Origin of the sequence: Mesorhizobium sp. ESP-6-2 (assembly GCF_020164675.1) — a bacterium.
In the GTDB taxonomy this organism is placed as follows: domain Bacteria; phylum Pseudomonadota; class Alphaproteobacteria; order Rhizobiales; family Rhizobiaceae; genus Mesorhizobium.
Map to the genome: position 1 here is coordinate 26519 of NZ_JAIUGT010000014.1, position 24122 is coordinate 50640.

General features: G+C 62.0%; 15 protein-coding genes, 1 tRNA gene and 1 pseudogene. 5 read left to right on the forward strand and 12 right to left on the reverse strand.

The window, feature by feature from the left end:
* Positions 1 to 11: 11 nt before the first annotated feature.
* The 4 genes and pseudogenes from LB532_RS28370 to LB532_RS28385 all read right to left on the reverse strand — a co-directional run bounded on the left by LB532_RS28370 (position 12) and on the right by LB532_RS28385 (position 3763).
* Positions 12 to 620 carry a flavin reductase family protein gene (locus LB532_RS28370; RefSeq protein ID WP_140643128.1) on the reverse strand — a complete coding sequence of 203 codons (609 nt, stop codon included), beginning with the start codon at positions 618 to 620 and terminating at the stop codon, positions 12 to 14.
* Positions 621 to 675: 55 nt separating this feature from the next.
* Positions 676 to 1482 (reverse strand): annotated as a pseudogene (locus tag LB532_RS28375) (fumarylacetoacetate hydrolase family protein).
* Positions 1483 to 1582: 100 nt separating this feature from the next.
* Positions 1583 to 2677, reverse strand: a complete 1095-nt coding sequence (gene leuB / locus LB532_RS28380) for a 3-isopropylmalate dehydrogenase (protein ID WP_140643130.1) — start codon at positions 2675 to 2677, stop codon at positions 1583 to 1585.
* A 192-nt stretch (positions 2678 to 2869) separates the two neighbouring features.
* The gene (locus LB532_RS28385; RefSeq protein ID WP_140643131.1) at positions 2870 to 3763 is read right to left on the reverse strand and encodes a LysR family transcriptional regulator; all 894 of its coding nucleotides are present in this window, start codon (positions 3761 to 3763) and stop codon (positions 2870 to 2872) included.
* A 253-nt stretch (positions 3764 to 4016) separates the two neighbouring features.
* On the opposite strand from LB532_RS28385, the gene LB532_RS28390 reads away from it, so the two are divergent.
* Positions 4017 to 4769, forward strand: coding sequence for an SDR family NAD(P)-dependent oxidoreductase (locus LB532_RS28390; RefSeq protein WP_140643133.1), 753 nt, complete (start codon positions 4017 to 4019; stop codon positions 4767 to 4769).
* 35 nt (positions 4770 to 4804) lie between these two features.
* Positions 4805 to 6043: a metal-dependent hydrolase family protein gene (locus tag LB532_RS28395; RefSeq protein WP_140643135.1), complete on the forward strand. Its 1239-nt coding sequence runs from the start codon at positions 4805 to 4807 to the stop codon at positions 6041 to 6043.
* A gap of 520 nt (positions 6044 to 6563) precedes the next feature.
* Here LB532_RS28395 and LB532_RS28400 read toward each other — a convergent pair.
* Together LB532_RS28400 and LB532_RS28405 are read right to left on the reverse strand one after the other, a co-directional pair.
* Positions 6564 to 7616, reverse strand: coding sequence for a sensor histidine kinase (locus LB532_RS28400; RefSeq protein WP_140643137.1), 1053 nt, complete (start codon positions 7614 to 7616; stop codon positions 6564 to 6566).
* Positions 7613 to 9052: an ATPase domain-containing protein gene (locus LB532_RS28405; RefSeq protein ID WP_140643138.1), complete on the reverse strand. Its 1440-nt coding sequence runs from the start codon at positions 9050 to 9052 to the stop codon at positions 7613 to 7615. The genes LB532_RS28400 and LB532_RS28405 overlap by 4 nt, the downstream gene beginning before the upstream one ends.
* A gap of 323 nt (positions 9053 to 9375) precedes the next feature.
* Between LB532_RS28405 and LB532_RS28410 the strand changes: the two genes are divergently transcribed.
* Entirely contained in the window at positions 9376 to 11322 is a 1947-nt protein-coding gene (locus tag LB532_RS28410; RefSeq protein ID WP_181169523.1) for a PAS domain-containing sensor histidine kinase, read from the forward strand.
* 467 nt (positions 11323 to 11789) lie between these two features.
* Here LB532_RS28410 and LB532_RS28415 read toward each other — a convergent pair.
* Positions 11790 to 11866 (reverse strand) — tRNA-His (locus LB532_RS28415).
* Positions 11867 to 12213: 347 nt separating this feature from the next.
* A complete protein-coding gene (locus LB532_RS28420; protein ID WP_140643141.1) occupies positions 12214 to 12672 on the reverse strand; it encodes a phasin in 459 nt (152 codons plus the stop codon).
* Between the two features lie 250 nt (positions 12673 to 12922).
* On the opposite strand from LB532_RS28420, the gene LB532_RS28425 reads away from it, so the two are divergent.
* Positions 12923 to 16705 (forward strand): histidine kinase dimerization/phospho-acceptor domain-containing protein, encoded by a 3783-nt coding sequence (locus LB532_RS28425; protein WP_140643143.1) that lies wholly within the window; start codon positions 12923 to 12925, stop codon positions 16703 to 16705.
* 272 nt (positions 16706 to 16977) lie between these two features.
* Here LB532_RS28425 and LB532_RS28430 read toward each other — a convergent pair whose 3' ends face one another.
* Positions 16978 to 18948 carry an acetoacetate--CoA ligase gene (locus LB532_RS28430; RefSeq protein WP_140643145.1) on the reverse strand — a complete coding sequence of 657 codons (1971 nt, stop codon included), beginning with the start codon at positions 18946 to 18948 and terminating at the stop codon, positions 16978 to 16980.
* A gap of 220 nt (positions 18949 to 19168) precedes the next feature.
* Here LB532_RS28430 and LB532_RS28435 point away from each other — a divergent pair, with 220 nt between their 5' ends.
* Entirely contained in the window at positions 19169 to 21022 is a 1854-nt protein-coding gene (locus LB532_RS28435; protein ID WP_140643147.1) for an AsmA-like C-terminal region-containing protein, read from the forward strand.
* A gap of 149 nt (positions 21023 to 21171) precedes the next feature.
* Here LB532_RS28435 and LB532_RS28440 read toward each other — a convergent pair whose 3' ends face one another.
* Genes LB532_RS28440 through LB532_RS28450 form a run of 3 tightly spaced genes read right to left on the reverse strand, consistent with a single transcriptional unit; the run spans position 21172 to position 24104 of the window.
* Positions 21172 to 21990, reverse strand: coding sequence for an ABC transporter permease (locus LB532_RS28440; protein ID WP_140643149.1), 819 nt, complete (start codon positions 21988 to 21990; stop codon positions 21172 to 21174).
* Positions 21987 to 22952: an ABC transporter permease subunit gene (locus LB532_RS28445; protein WP_140643151.1), complete on the reverse strand. Its 966-nt coding sequence runs from the start codon at positions 22950 to 22952 to the stop codon at positions 21987 to 21989. The genes LB532_RS28440 and LB532_RS28445 overlap by 4 nt, the downstream gene beginning before the upstream one ends.
* A gap of 9 nt (positions 22953 to 22961) precedes the next feature.
* Positions 22962 to 24104 (reverse strand): ABC transporter ATP-binding protein, encoded by a 1143-nt coding sequence (locus LB532_RS28450; protein WP_140552857.1) that lies wholly within the window; start codon positions 24102 to 24104, stop codon positions 22962 to 22964.
* Positions 24105 to 24122: the final 18 nt, after the last annotated feature.

The following is a 24122-nucleotide window of genomic DNA, read 5'->3' on the forward strand; positions in this document are numbered from 1 at the left end:
GGTGGTCCGGCTCAGGGCAGCAGGCGGGCGACGTCGAAAATGTCGTCGGAAATGATGTAGCCGTTACCCTGCATGCGCCCGACGATGCGCATCTTCCCGGTGTCGACATAGAATCGTTCCGGATCGATCAGCAAATCGTCTCGGATATGCATGATTTGCACGAGGCCGAGGATCAGGGACCGGTACGGGCCGAGCTCGACGATCTGCATCAGCTTGCACTCGAAGGATACCGGGCTTTCTACGATCCGTGGCGCGCCGATCGACAGCGACGGACTGGAGGTCAGCCCCGAGGCGCTGAATTCATCGATGCCTGGGCCGTATTCGGTGGCTGTGGCGTTCATCGCCTGCAACCGGTCCTCATCGACCAGGTTGACGACAAATTCACCGGTGGCACGGACGTTACGGCCGGTGTCCTTGCGGTCACCCGGCGTCCGGTCGTTGATCGAGAATCCGACCACCGGCGGCTCCTCACCGAAGACATTGAAGAAGGAGAACGGCGCGGCGTTGCGCTCGCCGGTTTCGCTGATGGTGGAAACCCAGGCGATCGGACGGGGCGTGATGGTGGAGGACAGGAGCTTGTAGCGCTCGATGGGCTTCAGCTCGGAAAAATTGAAATGCATGCCTGCTCCGGTAGGTTTCGAAATCGGCGGTCTCGGCGTCCGTTCGCCGGGTCCGCTACGCCTGTATGCATTCCTGTCGCTGTTCGCCAAGGCCCTCGATGCCCAAGGTAATAATGTCGCCGGCCTTGAGGAAGACATTGGGATTCTGGCCGAGCCCGACGCCGGGCGGCGTGCCGGTGGAGATGATGTCGCCGGGACGAAGGCTCATGAACTGTGACAGATAGAACCAGGTAGCGCACGCCGTAGACCATGGTCGCCGTCGAACCGTGCTGAAAGCGTTTGCCGTTGACCTCGAGATGCATTTTCAGGGCTTGCGGGTCGGAGATCTCGTCGGCTGTGACCAGCCATGGACCGATCGGGCCGAAAGTGTCGGCTGACATGCCCTTCGTCCACTGGCCTTGTCGTTCGGCCTGGAAGGCGCGTTCGGACAGATCGTTGACCACGCAATAGCCGGCGACATGGTCCATCGCGTTGTCTTCGGAGACATACGTCGCCATCTCGGTCTTCTCGGAACCCGCGGAATCTCGACCGGGTCACACGGCCCGATGATCGCCGACGTCGCTTTCATGAAGATGATCGGCTCAGGCGGCACCGCAGCGTCGGTTTCTTCCGCGCGGTCCAAGTAGTTCAGCCCGATGCAGATGAATTTGCCGGTGCCGGCAACACAAGGACCGACGCGCGGATTGCCGCCGACGACCGGGAGGGTTGCCATATCCAGGGTGCGCAGCGCATCGAGACCCTCGGGAAACAGCGTCCGGCCGGCAATGTCGGCGACATGACCGGAAAGATCGCGAATCCGGCCATCGCTGTCGAGAATGCCGGGCTTTTCCGCGTCCGGCTCGCCATAACGCAGCAATTTCATCGCGTGCCCCACTCCAGTTGAACGTCTGCCCGGGATTTTCGGTCTCTCAGAAAGCGTGAAATCGATATGCCCGGGCCCCGACGCGCGTGATAGGGTAATCTCAGCCGACCGCCCGCGTGCTGGCTTGAGCCTGGAAGGCCTCCACAACGGCGTCGCCCATTTCGCTGGTGGCGACCTGACGGCAGCCGGGCCGCATGATGTCGGCGGTGCGGTAGCCGGCGCCAAGCACCGAGCGGACTGCCGCCTCGATGCGCGCCGCCTCGTGTTCCAGGAAGAAGGAATAGCGAAGCATCAGCGCTGCCGAGAGAATTGCCGCAAGCGGATTGGCGATGTTGCGGCCGGCAATGTCCGGCGCGGTGCCGTGGACGGGCTCGTAGAGCCCCTTGTTGCCCGCACCCAACGAGGCCGACGGCAGCATGCCGATCGAACCGGCCAGCATCGCCGCGGCATCGGAGAGGATGTCGCCGAAGACATTGCCGGTGACGATGACGTCAAACTGCCTGGGATTGCGGATCAGCGCCATGGAAGCCGCATCGACATATAGATGTGTCAGTTCCACATCCGGATAGTTCTTGCCGACGCGGGTCATCACCTCGCGCCACAGCATCATTGTCTCCAGCACATTCGACTTGTCGACAGAGCACAGCTTTTTGCTGCGCTTCCGCGCCGCCTGAAATCCCACATGGGCGATACGTTCTATCTCGCTCTCGGTGTAGCGCATTGTATTGATGCCTTCGCGCTCGCCGGCCAAATTGACCGAGATGCCGCGCGGCTCGCCGAAATAGAGGTCTCCATTCAACTCCCGCAGGATCAACATATCGACCCCCTCGACCACTTCCGGCTTCAGTGTGGATGCGTCGAGCAATTCGGGATAGAGCAGCACCGGACGGAAATTGGCATAAAGCGACAGTGCCCGCCGGAGCCGCAACAGCCCGTTGCCAGCACCCTCGGCCGGCGGACGGTGTTCGTCGGCGGGCACACCGGTGCCGCCGAGCAGAATGGCGTCGACCTCGCGGCAGAGCTCAAGCGTTTTTTTCGGCAACGCATCACCGACCGTCTGAATGCCTTCGTCACCGATGACGCCTTCTATCATCTCGAAGGCGAGGCCCTCGCCGGCGAGTACGCGCAACACCTTGACCGCCTCGGCGGTCACCTCCTTGCCGATTCCGTCGCCGGGAAGTACCGCGATTTTCACGTCCTGTTTCTCCAGATAGATTTCACAGGAGCGCAATCCACCACGGCCCGCGCCCTGTCCGGCGTCTTATAGGTCTGCCGCTAGAATTCTCGAAGTCGTCCTTCGGAAGCCGTCCATCGCCATAGGCGAATGCGCCTCGACGGCCGCCGGCCCACCGCTCCGACGACGAAGGTGGCTGAGATGAGCGCGGCCTTACCGGCTCTCGCTGTTGGTAAGGTGGTTGAGCAGCAGGCGCACGGGCGCCGGCATGGTCTGGCTTTCCTGCACGCAAAGGTTCCACTGTCGCTCGGCCCAGGATTCGTCAAGGACGATGGCGACGGTGTTGCCGCTGGTCACGTAGCGCTCGGCGCACTTCTCGGGCACCAGGCCGATGCCCAGCCCGGCTTCGACCATGCTGAATACGGTTTCGAAACCGTTGACGCGGACCGGCATCCGCAACGAGCGGGTGAGTTCGGAGGCAGCGCGTAGCACGAGCGAGTCGAGGAAGGATCCCTTCATCGGCCCGATGAGATCGAAATCCGTGAATTCGGCAAACTTGATGATCGCGCGGTCCGCCAGCGGATGGTCCTTGTGAACGAGAGCGACAATGCGGTCGACCCGGTAGGGAATGATCTTCAAGCCTTGGTGCGGCACAACGCCGCCGAACACGCCTATGTCTGCGGCGTTCTCCGCCACTGCCTCGACGGCCTGCTGGCTGGTGCCTTCCTGCAAGTCGATGCGCACGCCGTTATGCAGGGCGAGGAACTCGCCAAGATCGCGCGGCAGGTGCTGGATGATGGTGGAAACGCTGGCATGGACGCGGACGTGGCCGCGCATGCCGCTGGCATGGTGGGACAGTTCGGATTCCATCTGGCGCAGATCGCGCATGACCACACGCGCGTGATGCAGCAGCGAATAGGCGGCTGCGGTCAGTTCCAGCCCCTTGGAATTGCGCACGAACAACGGAGTCTTCAGCCGGACCTCGAGATCGGAAATGCGCTTGCTGACTGCCGACGCAGCTATGTGTTCGCGATCGGCGGCCTTGGCTATGCTTTGCTCTTCACAAACGGCAACGAACAATTCCAATGACAATAGGTCGAAACGCACTCGTCACACAGCTCCATGCTTGGATTGCCCGACCGCTATTCACGATCCTCGCGCCAGGAAGGGACCGACGATCGCGACCGTTCAGTTGCGCGGGCTCATCGCGGATCACGACGCACGCATTCCCAATCAAGTCTTCGCGCTGCCCGCCCTGTCTCCAATAAGGTCGTATTCCGGTTTGGCAGAAAACACAAAACGAAATTGCCCGATGCGGTGAAGCCGGGATGCCACCGGAAAGGACAGGATCCATCCATACATGAACCAATATGATCTCAAAGGCCGCACCGCGATCGTCACGGGCGGTGCTCAAGGTATCGGCTTTGCCGTCGTCGAGCGTATGCTCGAGTCGGGTGCGCACGTCTCCATTTGGGACCGCGATGAGACGGTGCTGAGCGCCTGCGCTGACGAACTGGGACAGCACGACCGTGTGCACTGCCTGAAAGCCGATATCGGTGTGCTTGCCTCGGTGGAGGCGGCGGCGAAGGCGACGCTCAAGCGCTATGGCAGGGTCGATATCCTAATTAACAACGCCGCTGTCGTTGGCCCTAATATGCCGACCTGGGAGTATCCGCCGGATGCCTTCGCAGAGGTGTTCCAGGTCGGCCTCAATGGCACCTTCCACTGCTGCCGTACCATCGTGCCGCACATGATGGAGAAGAGCTACGGACGCATCGTCAATCTCAGCTCCATCGCCGGCAAGGAAGGCAATCCCAACGCGGTCGCCTATTCGTCGATGAAGGCCGGCGTGATCGCGCTGACCAAGTCGCTGGGCAAGGAGTTGGCAGACCGCAACATCGCCGTTAACTGCGTGACCCCCGCCGTCGCCAAAACACCGGGGGCGATGGCCCAGGCGCCCGAACACATTGCCTACATCCTTGGGAAGATTCCGCGCGGGCGCATGCTCGAACTGAGGGAGGCAGCGTCCATGATCTGCTGGCTGGCGACCGAGGAGAATTCATTCACCACCGGTGCGGTCTTCGACCTGTCGGGTGGACGGGCGACGTACTAGGTCGGCTATAACAGACAATCGAAGAGGAGATCCCCATGCATTCATATGTTTTCGAAAACGCGCGCGTGCTTGACGGTTCCTCGCAGGAAGGGGAGTACGACCGTCACGTGCGGGTGTCGGAAGGTCTGATCGACGAAGTTTCCGACGCGCCGATCAAGGACACAAACGCGATCAGGATCGACCTGAAGGGCAAGACGCTTATGCCCGGCCTGATCGATTGCCACGTCCACGTCTATTCGGCGGCTGAAGATCCGTCCACCAGTTCGCGTATGCCCAACGAACTGGTTGCGCTGCATGCGGCCAAGATCGTCAAGGGCATGCTGACGCGCGGCTTCACGACGATCCGCGATGTGGGAGGCGCAACGCTCGGCTTCAAACATGCGCTCGAGACTGGTCTGATCGAGGGACCGAGGCTGACCATGTGCGGCAAGGCCTTTGTCCAGTCCGGCGGCCATACCGACCCGCGCGAGCGCGGCGAACTGATCTCGGCCGAGACCTTCAACAATCAGCTCGGCAATGTGTCGAAGATCGTCGACGGTGTCGACGAATGCCGCCGCGCGGCGCGCGAGGAGATCCGCAAGGGCGGGCAGTTCATCAAGGTGATGGCCGGCGGTGGCGCGGCGCAGCTGCGGATGCCACGCTCATGGAATGCCTATTCGATGGACGAGCTTCGCGCCTTCCAGGAGGAGGCGGACAATGCCAAGACCTATGTTTGCGTGCACGCCCACTCCGACGAATCGATAGCACGCGCGTTGGCTTGCGGGATCAAATCGATAGAGCACTGTACGCTGATCACCCCCGAGACGGCCGCGATCATGGCCGAGAAGGGAGCCTATTCGACACCTACGATCAGCGCGTACGAGGCGCAGATCATCGAAGCAGAAAGGCTGGGACTTGACGCGGGTGCCGTCGAGCGCCTGAAGTGGGTGCGCGATCGTGGACCGGAATCGCTGGAGATTATGCACAAGGCCGGCGTGAAGATCTGCCACGGCTCGGACCATCTCGGCTTCCTGCACCCGTACCAGAACCTGGAATTCAATATCCGCGCAGAGGCGCTGCCGGCCATCGAGGTAATACGCTCGACCACCCTTAACGCGGCTGAATTGTGCCTGATGCCCGGCAAGGTCGGCACCATTGCCGCGGGTGCTTATGCTGACATGATCGTAATCGACGGCGATCCGCTTAAGGACATCTCGCTGCTCGGCGACGAAGGCAAATCTTTCCAGGCAGTCATGAAGGGTGGGGTTTTCTATAAGAACGAACTTCCCAACTAGGAGTGGATGGATTTGGCAAGATGGAGGCTGTGGTTGGAGTGACGGGCGCAAATGCCGCTGCGTCTTTCGCATCGTGGGGCGACGCGGACGTGCGGCGTGCGCTCTGCGGAGCGGCGTCGGGATTGATGACCGGCTTCAAGGACAGGGGGCCAGGGAGCTGGGCCGGGAGACCGCCAAACACTCCTACCACCGGAAGCTTCTGTGGCGGTGGCGCGCAAGCTGGCGTGATCATGCTTGCGATCTGAAGCGACAGCACGCTCTACGTCGACGAGCGGTGTGGCGGCAGTCGAAGCGCATGGCGTCAGCAGTTGATGGACGCCATCTGAGCTAAGGAGATCAGCCTCGGAGGATGAGGACCGACGCACACCAGGAACGATGGGAACGAACATGCCCGCAGCCCGTCTCCTCCGGGCAGTACTGTCACCAAATAACAATGCCTCGATCGCTTCGTAGCGCCATCGCGGTGCCGCCGCACTATATTGCGCAGAGCCGCCGTTCAACACTCAAGGGGTGCGCCATCCTATTCAGTTGGTTCCGAAGAAAGGCGGGAAAGGAGACCGCGAACGGAGAAACGCAGACCTTCCGGCGCGAAGACGAGGTCAGGAGGTTCTCCAAACAAGTTAGTCAATGCGGCGCGCATATACCGTGTCCCATATCCCACCCTCGAGGGTTCGATCACCGGCGGCCCCCCCGATTCGGTCCACCTCAGAATCAGCGTCGGTTGCGAGTTCGAGGCGATCTTCCATTCCAATCGGATTCTGCCTTCGGGCTGAGATAAGCCGCCATATTTGATGGCGTTAGTCGCGAGTTCATGAAGGCTGAGAGCAAGGGTTGTGCCCGCCTCCCGCGAAAGCAGCAGCTCAGGTCCTTCAACGATGATGCTGCTTTGTCCCTCGGATCTGTAGGGCGCGAGGATTGAGTTCGCGACGTCCATCAAAGGCACCGTCTCGCCGCCCGCAGCAAAGACTGCGGAATGAACATTCGAGAGGGCTCTCAATCGTCCTTTGAAGTCTTCTGCGAGGCCGTCTGCCGAGATTGCGCCGCGTCGCGTCATATCAAAGATCGACACCACGGTTGCCAGGATGTTTTTTACCCGATGATTGAGCTCGTGACGCAGCTCCGTCTCTCGCTCGAGATAATCGCGCACGTCGCGCTGGCGAGCTCTGGTAAGGAGTGCGGACTGGATGCCGCTTATCAGTTCCAGCGCCGCCACTGGCCGTTGATAGAATATCTGGCGTGAACGTGGCCAGGCTGCACTCAGGGCCGCCTGGATGCCCGACTGGCCCGCGCGTCGGTCCAGCAGGACTATGATGGGAATCTCCGACCAGTTGGGCTGGCCTTGAAGAAACCTGGCGATAGTGGCGATAGCCTCCGGATTAAGTGCTTCATGCGTAACGACAAGCACCCCGGGAGATTCGGTCAGCAGCTTCCCTAAATCTGCGGTGTTGGCCGCTTGAGCCCGAATGCCGCGCTCTTGCAGCAGAGAGGCCGTATAGGAGGCGTCCTTGCGGTAGGGTGCTAAAATGAGCACCCAATCGAGTGTTCCCAAGCCGTTATGCTCGACGTCGCTCACGTCTCAGGCAAAGGATTGTAGGCAACGACCGAAACACCGGAACTCGCGATGAAGAGTTCTCGGACATCGAGGTCGTGGGGACCATGGCGCTTTTTGACGACCGTGATGTTGCGTCTCAGCCTGCCTTCATGCTCGGCCATGCGAAGGAGAAGCACCGTGTCGCCCAGAAAGCTGACATCCACGTCGATCCCGACATTCTGTCCGAGCAATCCATGCTGAGCGACAATGAGCATGGTCAGTACGTCCGCGCGCGCGAGATGCTTGAGGAGAGACTGGATGTCGAGCACCGCTTTTTCGCGGTGGGGAAGCGAATTCAGATAGCCGGTGAAGCTGTCGATCACCACAACGCGCGTTTTGTTGCGGCTGACCACCCGCTGCACGATCTGGCCGAACTCGCCCGGAGAGATCTCGTTCGGGCTGAAATCATGGATGATGAGCTGGCCGTCCTCATAAAATTGCCGCAAATCCATCCCCAAGCCCTCGGACCGGCGAAAGAAGGTCTCCAGCCGTTCCTCAAACAGAAAGAGGGCAACGCTCTCGCCTCGCTGGAGAGCAGCTGTCGCGTAAAGTGACGACATCGTTGACTTGCCAGTTCCTGACTGGCCGATCACGAGCGTGATCGTTCCTGATTCCTGACCGCCCCCGAACATCTCGTCGAGGGCGTCGACCCCGGATTTGATCAGTTGTGGCTTGGCAACTTCGGTGACCGAACCGGGCACAATCCTCGGGAACACGACGATGCCTTCGCCCTCGCGAATGGCCATGTCATGATAACCGTCGGCAAACGGCACCCCCCGCATCTTGCTGACTTCGATACGCCGACGCACGGCGCCATAGTCCTCGAGCGATTTATCCAACCGGATGACGCCGTGCGCGATCCCCTCGATCTCCTCGCCGTTGTGGTCGCCCCCACTGGTTTGCGTATCAAGCAGAACCGCCACGATTCCCCGTCTGGCGAGGAAAGCCTTGAAGCCGATCAGTTCGCGGCGAAACCTTGGCGTGTCGCCGGTGATCAGCCGGATTTCAAGAAGAGAGTCGTAAACCAGCCGATGGGGTTTATGTTCTTCGATCGCGCGTTCGATCGCCTTGCGCGTTTCGTCCAGTCGAAGATCGGACGTCTGAAAAATACTCTGATCGGCAGCGCCACTGAGGGTGTCGGAAGCTGACAGTTCCTCGACGCGAATTCCGTCGAGCGTCCAACCGTGTGAAGAAGCGATCGCCTGGAGCTCGGCGGCGGTTTGCGAAAGGCTGACATAAATGCAGCGTTCACTGGCCGCCACCCCGGCGCGCAGAAATTGCAAAGCCGCCGTGGTCTTGCCTGCGCCTGGATCGCCCTGCACGATGTAAAAATTTGAAGCTGGCAGTCCGCCACAAAGGATTTCGTCCAAACCAGCAATGCCGGAAGTTACAACGGGCTGCTTCTTTCGCTCGGTCATGTCCGCCTCGTGCCACCAGGTTGGAAATCCTCAGCCCATCGTCGGGCATCCAAATGCGTTCGAACGATGACACCGGGCAGACTGTTGGCTGCTTGGCTGAAGCGTCTTGGGTTCTCCTAATTCTGTTCTGTAAGCTGCGCGCTCGCGGTAGGCAAGAAGTAGTCAGCTCCAACTCAGCTACGCCGGGCGCTAAGCCGACGGCCGCAAGCGGGAATTCCGGTCGACTGGTCGTTGCCGCCGGTTCGCTTTTTCTTGACTTTGTCGGGAACTAAAAATCGCGCGATGGCATTTTAGATAGTTAAGCCAAGTAGATGGACGGGGGAATGACTCAGCGCAACGCCGACACCGGGAACGAAGATCGTTATCGCGTTCTCGTCGAAGCCGTCACCGATTACGCAATCTATATGCTGGACCCATCCGGAATCGTGAACAGCTGGAACGCAGGCGCCGAGCGGTTCAAAGGCTATTCGTCCAACCAGATCATCGGTCAGCATTTCTCTCGCTTTTATACGGAGGAGGATCGGGAAAGCGGACTGCCCGCCCGGGCTCTGGAAATATCAGCCCGCGAGGGCAAGTTTGAGAGCGAAGGTTGGCGGGTTCGCCGCGACGGGAGTCGTTTCTGGGCTCATGTCGTCATCGATCCAATCCGCGACCCTAGCGGCCAATTGACCGGCTTTGCCAAAGTCACCCGCGATCTTACCGAGCGGAAGAAGGCAGAGGATGAACTCCGCAAAAACCAGGAGCAGTTTCAACGTCTGGTTCAGGGCGTGACGGACTACGCGATCTATATGCTCGACCCTGAAGGAATAGTCGCAAGCTGGAACTCGGGCGCAGAGGGCATCAAGGGTTACTCCGCAGATGAGATAATCGGCAAGCACTTTTCGCAATTTTATACGCCGGAAGATCGCGAGCGTGGTGGTCCGCAAACAGCGCTGGAGACCGCTGCACGCGAAGGACGCGTTGAGAGGGAAGGCTGGCGGGTGCGCAAGGACGGCACCCGCTTCTGGTCCCACGTGGTCATCGACGCAATTCGGGACGAAGACGGGACGCTTTTGGGTTTTGCGAAGATCACCCGTGACATCACCGAACGGAAGAAGGCGCAAGAAGCATTGGATCAGGCGCGTGAAGCCCTTTTTCATTCGCAAAAGATGGATGCGATCGGCAAGCTGACGGGCGGCGTCGCGCACGACTTCAACAATCTGCTGATGGCCGTCCTGGGCAGCCTCGAGTTGCTTCGCAAGCGGCTACCCGACGATCCTCAGCTGTCGCGCCTTCTCGATAATGCCGTGCTCGGCGCCCAACGGGGCGCGTCGTTGACGCAGCGCATGTTGGCTTTTGCCCGGCGGCAGCAACTCGATCCGAAACCTATCGATCTTGTTAGACTGATAATGGGAATGCAGGAGTTGTTGGAGCGGTCGCTAGGTTCCCGGGCTATTATAGAGACGAAGTTTCCGCTTTCACTCAACCGGGTCATGGCCGATGAGAGCCAGATTGAACTCGCACTGCTTAATCTGTGCGTCAACGCCAGGGACGCCATGGCGGACGGTGGGACGATCTTAATCTCCGCCAGGGAAGAACACATCAACAAAAGCCAAAAAGCTGGTTTGGCACGAGGCCACTATGTCTGCCTTTCGGTAGCCGACGGCGGCGAGGGAATGGACGAAGAAACGCTTGCTCGCGCGACGGAGCCGTTTTTCACCACCAAAGGCGTTGGCAAGGGGACAGGCCTTGGTCTGTCGATGGTGCATGGCATGATGGAACAGATAGGCGGATGCCTGGTCCTTCAGAGTCGCAAGGGAGAAGGGACGACGGCGGAACTGTGGCTGCCGGTGGCGACAGCGGCGTCAGACCTTGCGCGCGAGCAGATCGTCCTCAGCGAGGAAACTATTGAGGCGACACCCCTACGAATTCTGGCGGTGGATGACGATGCCCTGGTGCTCTTGAACACCGCTGCGATGCTCGAGGAACTCGGGCATACCGTTGCGGAGGCGCATTCAGCGGCCGCAGCGCTTGACCTGCTAAAAGAGCAGCCGTTTGATCTCGTCATTACCGACCACGCAATGCCGAAGATGACAGGCCTACAGCTATTCGATGCAATCAAGGAAAAGTGGCCCGATATTCCTGTCATTATAGCGACCGGCTACGCTGAACTGCCGGGCGCTCGGGAGATGAAGATTCTCAACAAGCCGTTTACAGAACACGATCTGGCAAGCGCGATAGCATCGAGTGGCAGCGCCGTTAAGCCAGCCGCCGCATCGTCCAATAGCTAATACGAGCCAGTCCAATCGGGAACACCATCTGGCCGCGCCGGAAGCTTGAAGGTGACAACCGGCTTCCCAGCCTCCTTCTTCGCCCAATAGCCGCGGGGCGGATCGGGCACTTTAAGCCGGTCACAGATCTTGGCCAAGCCATTGCCGGTGACGCCTAGAGGGTGGTGAAGGCCCGCAGGCGGCAACCCACTTTGGCCTCGAAACGATGCAAAGTCATAAGACAAGCGGTTCAGCGTTGGACTGAATCGGAAGGGATTCCGTCGGGAGCGATTTTGTGATCAATCTGCGCTCAAAGGCTTTCAAAGGCGATGACGGCCCCTCCCCCCGCAAAGAAGTCATTGGCCCCAGATATCGCGCTGGTGCGCGACGGCCTGTTCATGACCTAACACGGAGGTTCGTGGCATGAGACCCAGAGCTCGGTCTCACAAGTTTTTGCCGTAAAATCAAACGGTTATGGGGAAAGCCGATGGTACCGTTGGCTGGGATCGAACCAGCGACCTCCGGATCCACAATCCGGCGCTCTAACCATCTGAGCTACAACGGCACGTCTGACCTGAGTAGCAGGACCGAGGTGGAAGGTTCCCTCGGCGATCCGCTCTGTCGTTCGGCGATGCGTCCATACGGGCTAATGGATCTTAATTCAAGAGCTTTGCGAGGCAAAGGTCGGTTCCTCGCAGCGGCGCGCTTTCGGCAGGCAAAGAAAAAGGCCGGCGGGAGGAGGTGCCGGCCTTTTCCTGTTACGAGCCAGCGGGAGGAGGTGCTGGCTGGTCACCCCGGAGGCGGAGGGAGGAGGTTCCGCCGACCGGGTATTCGTTGATGGCTGCCATCATACACACGATCATTTCAAAGAAAATGCGACCTTTTGTTACATCTTCCGATCATGCGCGAATATTAGGCAGCCTTGACGTCTTTCATCGCTTTCTCAAAAACGGTCTTGATCGGCTTGGAGACGTCCTCTGCCGCCTTGGAGGCGACAGTCTGGAATTCCTTGGCCTGCTCGACGGTCATTTCGACGCGCTTGCGCAGGAAGGCGGTCTGCAGCTCGACGACTTCCGACAGCGACTTGGCGCCGATCAGGGCCTCGAGATGCGAAAAGCCGGCTTCGGCATTGGCGCGCAGCGCGGCAATGGTCTTGAGCGACAGGTCGCTGGAAACGGTTTTGGCGGACTCATAGGTGGACTCCAGGGCCTTCTGGGTCTCCTCGGCGCCAGTCTTGAGCTTGGCGTAGGCCTCCTTCGACTGCTCGACGCCCTTCTCGGCGAAAGCGCGGATCTGGTCGGTGGCCTTGGAAGCGTCAAAGCTCGGAAATTCAACGTTTTCGATGGTCTCGGCAGTCTTGGTCCTGGACATTTTCCATCCTTTTCAGCGGTAGCGGCTTTGACGGAAAGCCGTCTCGTTCATGTATGATGGCAATATAAAGGCAATTTTTGTGCATTGCAATATCTTTGTTGCACTGCACCATAGAATCCGTCTCGGCCGTTAACCAAGAGCCGAAATTCAGGCCTATGCACGTTCTGGCTTGTGGACCTTCGCGCCGACGGCTTTTATTAACAAAGCGTTAACTGCAAAAATGCCCGCTGCATGAGGATTTCGCCAGCGCATGCCGTCCGAATATTCCTTTCTCGACGTTGCCGTGCTCGACGCGGTCCGCCAGCGCTTCGCCGCCGGCGACGCGATCGCGATCCTGTCGGCGAATCTGGAGCAGGTGATCTGGGCCAATGGACCGGGTGCCGCGTTGTTCGGCTATCCCGACATCGAAAGCATCATCGGCGCCGAGGCACGGCTGCCGCTGATCGCCCGCCGCCAGATCATGGCAACCAGTGGATTTCCCGATATCGGCAGCGACCGAAGCATCACGGTCAGGCTGGCGAGCGGCATGACCAGCCGCGCCATCGGCTTCCTTGCAAGCGCAGTGACGCTGCCCGACGGCGAGAACGCCATCATGCTGGCGGTGCCGGCGGCCCAGACCGGCTCGCGCAGTGCAGCCGAAATCGCCGGCAGGGCCATCAGCGGCTTCACGGAAGATGGCCATTTCATCGCCTTCATCGACGCCAGCGGCAATGTCGAAGCGGCATCGGAGAGCTTTTCGCAGCTCGGCATCGAGCCCGCGACGCTGGCCGCGCTGGTGGCCGACGTCGCGAATGAGGGCGACCGCATCGTCAAGCGGCTTGTTCCGGGCGGCGGCACATCCTATCCGGCGGGTCTCGCCCGACTGACGCCTGAGCGGCATTTGCTGGTGGTGATCGACGAGGACAGGCTCGACGACGGTGCGCTGGCGGAGGGGACTCCAGCGGCCGAGCGTTCCGAAGGACGTGACCGCTCCCAGGCCGTCGCCAAGGATATCCCGGAACCGGAGGCACAAGCCGCAGCCGAAGCGGCCGTGCAGGAACCGGCGGCGGCAGAACCCGGACATCCGGGGGCAAACGGTACGCGGGCACAGCACGACCATTGGTATTTCAATGCCGGCGAGGACCGGAGGCATGCGCGCGGCCCAGCCGCGCCGGACGCTGAAGCTGCACCTTCGCCAGCTGCCGCAGAAGGTCCAGCCGAGAACGCGAAGCACGATGTCCAGCCTCTACCTGCCCCGGCAGCCCCGGCCGCCAGGGTCGTGGATCGCACGGCGGCGCCGATGCGTTTCGTCTGGCGCACCGACGCCGAGGGCAGGTTCAGCGCGCTGTCGCCGGAATTCGCCGACGTCGTCGGCAAGCCGGCAGCGGACGTCATCGGCCGGCGCTTCAGGGACGTCGCGGCGGCCTTCGGGCTCGATGCGTCCGGCGAGATCGCCGGTCTCCTGGAGCGGCGCGACACGTGGTCCGGCCGTTCCGTGCTGTGGCCGGTCGTCGGCACGGACCTGAAGATCCCTGTCGACCTGGCGGCGTTGCCGGTCTATGGCCGCAGCCGTGCCTTCGAGGGCTTCCGCGGTTTCGGCGTCGCCCGCGCCGGCGACGCCGTCGTCGATCCGGAAGCGATCGGCATGGCGCTGGTGCCCAACGGCGAGGTGCCTCCGGCGCCAGACCCAGTCGAACCCGCACCTGAGGCGCCGAAGGCCGAGGAGCTGAAGCCATCGGATCCGTTCCGGGGCGAGGTGCCGGCGCTGACCATCGTGCCGAAGCCTGAACGGCGCTTTGCCGACAAGGTGATCCGCCTGGCCGAACATCGCCAGCCGGCCAACGACAAGGGTCTGTCGACCCTGGAACGCAGCGCCTTCCGCGAGATTGGTGAGCGGCTGAAGAAAGAAAGCAGCCCGGCCGAGCCGGAGGTCGAAAGGCCGGGTCCGGACAATGCCGGGCAACCGGAGGCGGCAACGCCGGCGGCGCCGATCGAGGAACCAGCGGACGCCCGCAAAAACCTTGCGCCAAAGGATGAAGCCGCACCGGCCGAGCCCTCCGAAACCGATGTCGATGCCGAGGACGCAGAGGATCTCGCCCGGCTTGATGGCGAACGGCCGGACAAAACGGCTGATGAGGAGCCCGCCGACAGGGTAGCCGGAGTGACGGGTTCGCTGCTCGACTATGCCGAGCGGAGCGGGGAACCAGCGCCGATCGCGGACAACAATGACGAGACCCCGATTAATGACGAGACCCCGGTTTCCGAACCGGCGGCGGCGCAGACGGAACGGGAGAGCGAAGAGCCCCTCGCCGGCGCGAATGATGACATTGCCGACGACGAGAGCATGACATCAGCCGATTTTCGCGATGCCGAGGACAGCGAGGACTGGGTCGAGGACGAGGAAGCGTGCGCATCCGATGAGCAGGCCGCAACCGCCGAGGGGGCCGCCGGCACCAGCGACGCGGTGGAGGCTCCGGTCGAGCGGCCACGCCTCAAAGTGCCTCCGCTCAAGCTCGAAGGGTTCGTGCCGTCGGCCTTTGCAGTCGGAGACGAGAGCAAGGCTCCCGACACCTCGCTCCTGAGTAAGCTGCCCGTGCCGCTGCTCATCCATTCCGGGGATGAACTTCATTACGCCAACGACGAATTTCTCGTCCTGACAGGCTATGAAACGCTCGATGAACTGGCGGACGCCGGCGGGCTGGGCACGCTGTTTGCCGATCCTTATGGCGATGACGGCGTCGCCGAGGGCACCGACCGGGCGTTGCGGCTGAAGACGCATGGCGGGCAGGAATTTCCAATCGAGGCTATCCTGCGCTCGGTTCCGTGGCGCGACGGCAAGGCGCTGATGCTGGTGGTGCGACGTTCAGGCGACGATGAGGCACCGGCGGCACTGCATGCGGCCGGCGACGAGCAGACGCAGCCCGATATTTCCGAGCTCAAGGCGCGCATCGCCGAGATGCGCACCATCATCGACACCGCCACCGACGGCGTCGTGCTGATCGGCCGTGACGGCGCGATCCGCTCGATAAGCCGTCCAGCCGAGGCGTTGTTCGGCTTCGACAGCGACGACGTGACCGGCAAGCCGTTCGCCTCGCTGTTTGCTATCGAAAGCCAGCGCGCGGCGCGCGATTATCTCGATGGCCTGTCCGAGCCGGGCGTTGCGAGCGTCCTGAACGACGGCCGCGAAGTCATCGGCCGCGAGGCGCAGGGCCGCTTCATTCCCCTGTTCATGACCATCGGCCGGCTGCCCAACGACAGCGGCTTTTGCGCGGTGGTGCGCGACATCACACAGTGGAAGCGGGCCGAAGAGGACCTGACCCAGGCGCGTGCGGTGGCCGAGCGCGCCTCCTCGCAAAAGACGGATTTCCTCGCCCGCATCAGTCACGAGATCCGTACGCCGCTCAATGCCATCATCGGCTTTTCCGAACTGATGGTGGACGAGAAATTCGGGCCAGTGGCCAATGACCGCTACCGCGATTACCTGCGCGATATCAACCGATCGGGCAATCATGTGCTCGATCTCGTCAACGACCTTCTCGACATCTCCAAGATCGAGGCGGGCCAGCAGGAAATGGCCTATGAAGCGGTGTCGCTCAACGACACGCTGGCCGAGACGGTGGCTATGATGCAGCCGCAGGCCAACCGCGAGCGCGTCATCATCCGCTCCAGCTTCGCGTCGCGGCTGCCGGAAGTGGTGGCGGACCTGCGCAGCGTGCGCCAGATCGCCCTCAACATCCTGTCGAACGCCATCCGCTACACCCAGGCCGGCGGCCAGGTAATCGTCTCGACCGCCTATGAGACCTCAGGCGATGTCGTCATGCGCGTGCGCGACACCGGCATCGGCATGAGCCAAGCCGAGATCGAGCAGGCGTTGAAGCCGTTCAAACAGATCAATGCATTGAAACGGGGGCGCGGCGACGGCACCGGTCTCGGCCTGCCGTTGACCAAGGCGATGGTTGAAGCGAACCGCGCCCGCTTTATCATCACCTCGACGCCTGGCGAAGGAACCCTGGTCGAGATCGCCTTCCCGTCGACGCGCGTGCTTGCGGAATAGGCAAGCTCCCGTCCGTCCAGCCGCCTGAAAAAGAAAAGGCGCCCAACAGGACGCCTTGAAAGATGGGATTTGCTGTCACAACGGGGGCTTGAGCGAATTCAGATCCTCCGGGGGCTGAGGAACGGGATTTCTCCCTCAAGTTACGTGCGACTATCGACGCCGGGCCTTAACAAGTCCTTACCGGGTCCCGAAAAAATTTACGAATGTGTACCACTCGTGAAATCTAGGTAAATTCGCGCGGCGGATTTGATTAACCATGCCGGGCGGGGCGGTCACTCGGCCAATTGCGGCAGGTTTCTGAACAGCTCAAGCGCCTCGGGATTGGCGAGCGCTTCCTTGTTCTTGATGGCGCGGCCATGCACGACATCGCGCACCGCAAGCTCGGTGATCTTGCCCGATTTGGTGCGCGGAATGTCTGACACGGCGACGATCCTGGCCGGCACGTGGCGCGGGCTGGCGCCGGCGCGGATTTTCGCCCGGATGCGCTTCTCCAGATCCTCGTCGAGCTGAACGCCGGAGGCCAGCCGCACGAACAGCACCACGCGCACGTCATTGTCGAAATCCTGGCCGATACAGAGCGCCTCCAGGATTTCCGGCATCTGCTCGACCTGATTGTAGATCTCCGCCGTGCCGATGCGCACCCCACCCGGATTGAGCGTCGCGTCGGAGCGGCCGTGGATGATCATGCCGCCATGAGCGGTCCACTCGGCGAAGTCGCCATGGCACCAGACATTGTCGAAGCGCTCGAAATAGGCGGCCCGGTATTTCTTGCCCTCGGGATCGTTCCAGAAGCCGATCGGCATTGCCGGGAACGCCTTGGTGCAGACCAGTTCGCCTTTCTCCTGCCTGACCGGCTTGCCGTCGTCGTCCCAGACGTCGACGGCAAGACCGAGGCCTGGTCCCTGGATCTCCCCGGTCCATACCGGTTCAATCGGTACGCCGAGGACGAAGCAGGAAACGATGTCGGTGCCGCCGGAGACCGATGCCAGATGCACGTCCTTCTTGATGCCGTCGTAGACGAAGCGGAAATCCTCGGGCGAGAGCGGCGAACCGGTCGAGGAGATGGCGCGCACGGTGGACAGGTCATGGCTGCGGATCGGCTTGAGGCCGGCCTTGCGCACCGAATCGATGAACTTCGCCGAGGTGCCGAAGAAGGTCATCTTCTCGGCGTCGGCGAAATCGAACAGCGCATTGCCGTTGGGGTAGAAGGGCGAGCCGTCATAGAGCAGCAGCGTCGCGCCCGAAGCGAGGCCCGACACCAGCCAGTTCCACATCATCCAGCCGCAGGTGGTGAAGTAGAAGAAGCGGTCGCCGTCGAGCAGGCCTGCGTGCAGGCGATGTTCCTTGAGGTGCTGGATCAGCGTTCCGCCGGCCGAATGGACGATGCATTTGGGGATACCGGTCGTGCCGGACGAGAACAGGACGTAGAGCGGATGCGAAAACGGCAGCCGCTCGAAGGTGACCTGCCTGACGGCGAAGGGCGACAGCGCCTCTTCCATCGCCACGGCCTTGTCGATCGTATCGGCGACATCGGCCGAGGTGCCGAGATAGTCGACGACCACCACCTTGCGGACAGTGACCAGTTTTGCGGCCACCGCGCGGACCTTGTCGGCGACCTCGATGGCCTTGCCGTTGTACCAATAGCCGTCGGGCGCGATGAAGACGACGGGTTCGATCTGCCCGAACCGGTCGAGCACCCCCTGTTCGCCGAAATCGGGGGAGCAGGACGACCACACCGCGCCGATAGAGGCGGTCGCGAGCATGGCGGCGACCGTTTCCGGCATGTTGGGCATCATCGCAGCGATACGGTCGCCCTTCTTGACCTTGAGCGACAAGAAGAGCTGCTGGAAGCGCGAGGTGAGCGCATGCAATTCGTTCCAGGACAGCCGGCGCTCGACCTTGTCCTCGCCGCGAAACACGATCGCTTCTCCGACTCCGGTCCTCCTCAGGAGGTTCTCGGCGAAATTCAGCGTCGCGTCGGGAAAGAAGGCCGCTCCCGGCATCTTCTCGCCATCGACAAGCACGCGCTCGCCCCCGGCGCTGCCCTTGTCGCCGACGATGCCGCAAAAATCCCAGACCAGGCTCCAGAACGCCTCGCGGTCCGCCACCGACCAGCGGTGAAGGTCGGCATAGGAGGTCAGGGGCATGCCGCTCTTTGCCGCGGCGGCTTTCATGAAGGCGGTCAGCGGCGCAGCGTCAATCTGGTCCTGCGCCGGGGTCCAGAGCGGTACTTCGGCAGCCATGATGGGTCCTCCCAGGATCGCCACCGCTTATGCATATTGCGCCGCAGCAGAGCAAGATTTTGTTCGGCCGAGGCGTCCAGATGTGCGCAAATGCCATCGCCGGGCCATAAAGACTTGAAATGCCTCGACCCTAAGTCGTAGTGACGACTGGAAGTCGTGGTGACGACCGGGTTTACACCCGCCGGGCGATTTTTGTCGGAACGAAAGCATACGGGGCGATATGCCATCATCTTTGATCCGACGCGGAACATGGGCGATCGGCGCTGCCGTGATCGTCATCGCGCTGGTGATCGCCGCCCTGCCGCTAATCGCTTCGACGCGTATCGTGCGCGATCGCATCGCTTGGGAATTGAGTGCCTGGAGCGGTTTCCGGGTCGCCATCGAAGGCTCGCCGCGCATCGAGGTCTGGCCGAACTTCCGGGCGATCCTGACGGATGTGACGCTTTCGAAGTGGACCGACGTCGACGCACCGCCGGTCGTCGAGGCCGAACGGGTCGAGGTCGACCTCTCGGCCATGGCGGCGCTGCGCGGCGACGTGGTGTTTTCCACGGCGCGGCTGGTGCGGCCGACGATCAGGGTCCAGCGCACGGCGAGCGGCCTGTTCCTGCCCACCGCTCCGACCGGCGGCCGCATCGCACGCGCCATCGACGTGGCGCGCGGCGTGGTCGGTGCGGACCCCGCCAAGCCCGATCTTGACAAGCTGCCGGCCGAGACTTTCGGCACGGTGGAGTTCAGGGACGGCCGCATGGTGGCGTCCGTCAACGGCAAAGACGAAGAGGTGCTGAGCAGCCTGAGCGGCCAGGCGACATGGGCGGCTATGAACAGCAATGCGACGCTCTCGGCGACCGGCATCTGGCGCGGCGAAAGCGTCGCCGTGGACGCCGCATCGCCGAAGCCGCTGGTGTTGTTTGCCGGCGGCATGGCGCCGCTCACCTTGTCGTTCAAGGCCGCGCCCGCCACCTTCTCTTTCGACGGGACGGCCAGCATGTCCGAAAACGCCTATTTCGATGGCCAGGCCAAGTTTTCAGCGCCCTCGCTGCGGCGTGTGCTTGAATGGTCGCAGGCCGATATCGCGCCGGGCGCCGCGATCGGCTCCGTCAGCATTTCGAGCAAGGTGACGGCGACGGCCGCGCGCGTCAAATTCGAAAACACCGCGCTTGCCCTCGACAACAATCCGGGAATGGGTGCGCTGGATCTGTCGTTTGGCGACGCACAGCCGGTGATCTCCGGCACGCTCGCCTTCGACACGCTCGATCTGAGGTCGTTCCTGTCCGCCTTCACGCCGCTCGGACCGGCAAGCGGGGCAGGTCCAAACGAAGTCGACACGAATTTCGCCGACCGGATCAATCTCGACCTCAGGCTGTCGGCGGCGCACGCCACGGCCGGCTCCATCCAGCTTGCCGACGTCGCCGCCACGGCGCAGGTCAAGGATGGTCTGTCCGTTTTCGACATTTCCGATGCCTCGGCCTTCGGCGGCAACATCCAGAGCAGCCTTCGCTTCGACCGCAAGCCCGAGGGCAGCCAGGTCGAGATTCGGCTGCTGGCTTCCGATATCGATGGCGGCGCTTTCGGCACGGCGGCCGGGATGACCCGGCTGGTGCCGGTCGGCACGGGGACCGTGTCCGTCATCCTCAAAGGCCCGGGCAGGACCTGGGACTCGATCTTTGAAACCGCCGACGGCTCGGTTTCGGCGACCTTCGGGCCAGGCGCGCTCAGCAAGTTCAACCTGCCCGCCTTTCTCAAGCATACCGAACAGGGCGGCTTCTTCGCGCTCGATGACGTCTCGGACGGAACACTGCCGATCGATGGCGCCGAACTGAAGGCTACCATCTCAAAAGGCGTGGCGAGGCTGGACAAGGCCGAAGCCAATTCGGCCAAATACAAGATCTGGCTTTCCGGCATCGCCTCCTATGCCGGACGCGGGCTGGCGCTGTCCGGCGGCGTGATTCAGCCGGACCAGGCGGTCGCGCAGGCAAATGGCCAGCAAGGTCCCAACCAGTCGTCCTTCTTCGTCGGCGGGACATGGAGCACACCGTTCATTTCGCCGATCAACCGCGGCGTTTCGGGCGAATAAGCAGCCTTCCGGCCTCTTTGTTCGAGCATGATCTCTGGACAAACGGGACCGTTTGTCCGCTAAAATCGGTTCCCACTTTTCGGGATCATGCTCAGCCTATTCGGGCATGATCTCGCCCGAAAACCGGTGCCCACTCTTTGGGATCGTGCTCAGCCGCGTTGGGCGGCCTGTTCGTCGCGCTGGCGCTGGACCTCGCGACGCTTGTTGGCAAGCGAAGCGACGATGACGCCGAGCGCGACGACCGCGATCAGAATGGTGCAGGCGGCGTTGATCTCCGGCGTCACGCCGAGACGAACCTGGCTGTAGATCTTCATCGGCAGCGTGGTCGCACCCGGCCCCGAGGTGAAGCTGGCGATGACCAGGTCGTCGAGCGAGAGCGTGAAGGCAAGCATCCACCCCGACACGATCGCGGGCAGGATGACGGGCAGCGTGATCTGGAAGAATGTCTTGACCGGCGGCGCGCCGAGATCCATCGCCGCTTCCTCCAGCGAGCGGTCGAAGGATACGAGGCGCGACTGCACGACGACGGCGACGAAGCACATCGTCAAGGTGGTGTGTGCGAGTGTGACGGTGAGAAAGCCCCGGTCGAGGCCGACAGCGACGAAGAGCAGCAACAGCGACAGGCCGGTGATGACTTCGGGCATGACCAAAGGCGCGAACACCATGCCGGAGAACAGCACCCTGCCCCGGAAACGCGTGTAGCGTGTCAGCGTCAGCGCCGCCAGCGTGCCGAGCACGGTCGCCGCCGTGGCCGAAATGACGCCGACGCGCGCCGTCACCCAGGTGGCGTCCATGAGGCCCTGATTGTGGAACAGCGACACGTACCATTTGGTCGAAAAGCCGCCCCAGACGGTGACCAGCTTGGATTCGTTGAAGGAGAACACGATGAGCAGCACGATCGGCAGATAGAGGAAGGCGAAACCGAGCACGATCGAGGTGATGTTGAAGCGGCTCCAGCTGCTGTTCATTTGTCCTGCTCCTGCGCCTTCGCCTGAGCCTGCTGGAAGATCATGATCGGAACCGTCAGCAGCAGCAGCAGGATGACGGCGACGGCGGAAGAGACCGGCCAGTCGCGATTGGCGAAGAACTCGTTCCACAATGTCTTGCCGATCATCAGCGTCTGCGACCCGCCAAGCAGATCGGGGATGACGAATTCGCCGACCGCCGGAATGAACACCAGCAGGCAGCCGGCGATGACGCCGGGCAATGACAGCGGGAACGTGATCTTCCAGAATGCACTGGTCGGCGGACAACCGAGGTCCTTGGCGGCCTCGATCAGCGAATAATCCATTTTTTCCAGCGACGAATAGAGCGGCAGCACCATGAACGGCAGGTAGGAGTAGACGATGCCGATGAAAATCGCCGTATAGGTGTTGAGGATAACCAGAGGCTGGTTGATCAGGTGCAGCGACAGGAGCAACTGATTAAGCAGCCCCTCGGGCTTCAGGATGCCGATCCAGGCATAGACCCGGATCAGGAACGAGGTCCAGAACGGCAGGATGACCAGCATCAGCAAGGTCGGGCGGATCGTCGCCGGCGCGCGGGCCATGCCGTAGGCTATGGGATAGCCGACGACCAGCGTCAGCACGGTCGAGATCGCCGCGATGATCAGGCTGGTGACATAGGCGTTGAAATAGAGCGCGTCCTGCGTCAGCCAGGCATAGTTATCGAAGTTGAGATCGCGAAAGCCCGCGAAGAAGCCGGAGACGCCATCGCTGAAATCAAGCACCGGCGTATAGGGCGGCATGGCGATCGCCGTCTGCGACAACGAGATCTTGAAGACGATGATGAAGGGGACGAGGAAGAAGAACAGCAGCCAGAGATAGGGAATGAAGATGACGAGACGGTTGACGAAGCCGGCGCCCAGCCGCGCCAGCAACGGTTTGGCCGCGGCCGGTAGGGGGGCGTCGGTGGCGGCGATGTCGGACATGTCAGCCCCCTACCGCGTCAGCACGACGCCGGCATCCGGCCGAAAAGAGACCCAGGCGCGGTCGTTCCAGGTCAGCGGGTCCTCGGTGATGCGCGCCGCGTTCAAGGCGCTTGCCCGCACGAGCTGCCCGTCGTCCAGCCGGACGTGGTAGACGGTCATGTCGCCGAGATAGGCGATGTCGTAGACCTCGCCCTCCAGCGCATTGACGCCGTCGGCCGGCTTCTTGGACGACACCTTGATCTTCTCCGGCCTGATCGCGAAGACGATATCGGCGCCCGCGGCGGCGGCGTTGCCGGCATTCTCGACGAGGATCTGGGCGCCGGTCGCTCCCGTGATGCGCGCCGTCTTGTCCGTCCGTTCGGCAACCTTGCCCTCGAACATGTTCACGTTGCCGACGAAATGCGCGACGAAGCGCGACGCCGGGGCCTCGTAGACTTCCGCCGGAGTCGCGACCTGCATAACCTCGCCCTTGTCCATGATGGCGATGCGGTCGGCCATGGTCATGGCCTCTTCCTGGTCGTGGGTGACGACGACGAAGGTGAGGCCGAGTTCCTGCTGAAGATCCATCAGTTCGAACTGCGTCTCCTCGCGCAGCTTCTTGTCTAGCGCGCCGAGCGGTTCGTCGAGCAGCAGCACCTTCGGCCGCTTGGCGACCGAGCGGGCGAGCGCGACACGCTGGCGCTGGCCGCCGGAGAGCTGGTGCGGCTTGCGCTTGGCGAATTGCTCGAGCTTGACCAGCTTGAGCATCTCGGCGACGCGCTTTTCGACGTCTGGCTTGGCCATGCCTTCCTGCTTGAGGCCGAAGGCGATGTTGTTCTCCACCGTCATATGCGGGAACAGGGCATAGGACTGGAACATCATGTTGACCGGCCGGCGATAAGGCGGGATGCCGCGCAGATCCTGGCCGTCGAGCAGGATGCGGCCTGATGTCGGCTCCTCGAAGCCGGCGAGCATCCTGAGCAGCGTCGATTTTCCGCAACCGGAGGCGCCGAGCAGGGCGAAGAACTCGCGCTCGAATATGGTCAGCGAGAGGTTGTTGACGGCGGTGAAGTCGCCGAACTTCTTGGAGACATTATCGAACTGGATGTATGGCTTGGCGTTCGGATCGTTCCAAGGCGCGAAATCCCTGCGGATGCTGCCAAGCGATTTCATGTGCCCACTCCGTCCTGC